Source organism: Parafrankia sp. FMc2 (genome assembly GCF_041008525.1).
In the GTDB taxonomy this organism is placed as follows: Bacteria; Actinomycetota; Actinomycetes; order Frankiales; family Frankiaceae; genus Parafrankia.
Map to the genome: position 1 here is coordinate 1 of NZ_JBFLUG010000321.1, position 2,674 is coordinate 2,674.

Here is a 2,674-nt window from a genome sequence, read left to right on the forward strand (position 1 = left end):
GGTCAACGTCCTCCGCCTCGACGCCCGCTGGAACCCCGACCGGCCGGCCTTCACACCCCGCACCAGCAGACTCACCCGCCTCAGCCACCGACTCGCAACCCCAGCCCCGAATTAAGCAGCAGAGTCCTCTCCGCCCGCAAAGGCGAGCTCATCGTCACCGGCAAGGGCCGCGACGGCGGCCGCCAACGCACCCTGCCCATCCACCCCGAGCTGCGCCTGGCCCTGGCCGCCTGGCTCGACCAGCGCGCCGCCCTACCCGGCGCGGACACCACCGCGGTGTTCCTCAACCTCCGCGGCGGCCGGCTCACCGACCGAGCCGCCCGCACCGTCATCACCGACCTCGGTACCAACGCCGACCTGACCATCCACGGCGACGAGTTCAGCCCGCACGTACTACGGCACACCTTCGCCACCCAGCTCGTCCGCCAGGGTGTCGACCTGGTCGTCGTCGCCGATCTCATGGGCCACAGCCGGCTGGAGACCACCCGGATCTACACCCAACCCACCGACGCCGACCGCGTCGCCGCGCTCGGCCTGCTGCTCACCGACCGCTGACCCGCGCGGTCTTAGCGGAGGATCCGGTACCGATCACGCTCAGACCCCGAATCGGTCAATAACGGGACGCACGACGATCAAGCCCCGGAGGGGCCAGAACAGGCCGGAAACCGTCCCGAAAACTAGTCCCGCAACTCCGTGTCGCGAACGAGGTTTCGGGACCCTTTGCGGGACGATCCGCCGGTGAGCGAAACCGGGCTGGTGTCGATGTTCGAAGTCGGCTGCACGGATGTCCGCGTTCAGGGCTGCTGTGCGGGATGGAGGACGGCCTCCAGGTCTTCGATGCCGGCCAGGGTCGTGGCGAGCTCGCCGCGCTCGGCTTCGGAGAGCGGGAGTGCGCGGGCCCGGGTGAGGGCATCGTTGGCGGCGGTGGTGTCGTCGGCACGGATGGCGAGTTCGGCGTGGTAGGCCAGCGCTTTGACCAGTTCGACCGCCGTCGCGGTGTCCTTGTCCCGCTCAAGAGCTGCGCCCAGGATCTGGGCCGCCCGTATGTGCTTGCCGTGGGAGTCGCCCATGACAACCGCCTGGTTGAGGGTCGTGGACAGTCTCCCGGAGGCTGTCTCCTTCCTTTCGGGCACGGACTTGGCGGCCATGATCCTGATCCAGTTGCCGCCGGGGTCGATGACGGTGAACCCGGAGTGGTTGTCAGCGTTCTTGCGTTTTCGCGGCCGGGTCATCCGCGGGATCCCGGAGACCAGGAGCTTGCCGTGGACCTCGCGCATGCCTGCGGCGAACGCCTCGAAGAGCTCCTGGGTGTCGTCCACGATGACCAGGCAGGTCCCGTAGGAGTCCTCGGCCTTGAAGTCCGGTATGCCGAAGAAATCTAGCTGGAGATCTTCGCGTTTCAGCGACACGTACGGGTTCGGGCGGGTCTGGTAGTAGGTCCGAGTGAAGCCCAACATGGTGTAGAACTCGACGATCTCGCCGATGGATCGGCAAGGAAGCAGTGGCACGGTTATCTCGTTGGCCATGCATCTCTCCGTTTCGAAGGGGAAGTATCGCCAGTGCTCGCGGGCTTCTACCGGTCCGGCTGCGTGGGGCTGAGAGCGGAGGTGGAGGACTCGCCGACCATGGTGAACGCGCCCTCTTCCAGGCGGTGGATCAGCCGCTGGGTCCACTCGGCGCCGGTGTCGGCGGTGGCCAGCCACAGGGAGATGACCTCGCCTACCGGTCCCCAGGCATCCAAGTCGGCGTCGGCGGGCAGATGCGCGGTGATGCTCGTGCGCCACTTGCGCATCGCGTCGGCCCGCACGCGCAGTATCTGCAGGGCCTGCTCCCGGGACAGGTCCTCGATCAGGCCGACGGCGGCGCCCAGGACGTCCAGGCTCGGCTCGCGGTCGGCCAGGGCCCGGCGCAGGAGGGCGAAATACTCCTGTTCGCCCTTGTCCGTCAGCTCGTACTCGATCCTCGGCGGACCCCCGACAGCCGAGGGGCTGGTCTCATATGCCGCCAGCAGGCCCTGGCCAGCCATGCTCTTGAGCGCGTGATACACCGAACCCGACGTGGCGGTGGACCACTCGTGCGCGCCCCAGGACTCCAGATCCGCGCGGATCTGATAGCCATGCGTGCGTCCACGCCTGCGAAGCGCTCCCAGTACCAGCAGTCGTACCGGCTTCATCGAACCCTTCCCTGCGCTGTAGCCAAATTTGGCTATCCCTTTCGGCGAGCGTACCCGCCACCTCCATCAGTAGCCAAATTTGGCTACAGCGAGATGTGTCAGTGTCCGAAACCGTGTGCACGGATGTCCGAACTCGTCTGCACGCCGGGGTCTTTCCAGCAGTCCGGCGAGGCGCTCGTAGCGTTCGAGGGACCGGTCGTCGCCTTCGGGATCGGCTGGCGGACCTTCGGGGGTGCTCATGCGCTCCGAGCGTAGACACCCGATGTGCCGGTCTCTGGCTGGCGCCAGCATGCCGAAGTCGTGTCTGGTTGGGGTACACCGAATTCTGATCGTGGATAGCGGCCGACTCTACTGAAGGGGAGTTGGCGCTTTGGCGGCTCTTCGTAGTTGACCGGGGATCGTGATTGCCGAACTACTGGCCGTGACGTGTGGCCGTGACGGTGCGTAGCGGCGATCTGGTCCAGGAAGGGGGCGCACCCGCCACCTGGGATGATCGTTCTT

General features: G+C 66.8%; 3 protein-coding genes. 1 reads left to right on the forward strand and 2 read right to left on the reverse strand.

Annotation, left to right across the window (positions count from 1 at the left end; translation table 11 throughout):
- The coding region (locus AB1460_RS36765) for a tyrosine-type recombinase/integrase (RefSeq protein ID WP_368967130.1) at nt 1-555 on the forward strand (555 nt) is incomplete at its 5' end.
- A gap of 239 nt (nt 556-794) precedes the next feature.
- On the opposite strand, the gene AB1460_RS36770 is transcribed toward AB1460_RS36765, so the two are convergent.
- Nucleotides 795-1,526, reverse strand: a complete 732-nt coding sequence (locus tag AB1460_RS36770) for a VOC family protein (protein WP_368967132.1) — start codon at nt 1,524-1,526, stop codon at nt 795-797.
- Nucleotides 1,527-1,573: 47 nt separating this feature from the next.
- A complete protein-coding gene (locus AB1460_RS36775; protein WP_368967133.1) occupies nt 1,574-2,173 on the reverse strand; it encodes a PadR family transcriptional regulator in 600 nt (199 codons plus the stop codon).
- Between the last annotated feature and the right edge of the window lie 501 nt (nt 2,174-2,674).

Coding starts and splice junctions, on each gene's coding strand:
- AB1460_RS36770 (WP_368967132.1), bottom strand. CDS start 1,526: ATGGCCAACGAGATAACCGTGCCACTGCTTCCTTGCCGATCCATCGGC.
- AB1460_RS36775 (WP_368967133.1), bottom strand. CDS start 2,173: ATGAAGCCGGTACGACTGCTGGTACTGGGAGCGCTTCGCAGGCGTGGA.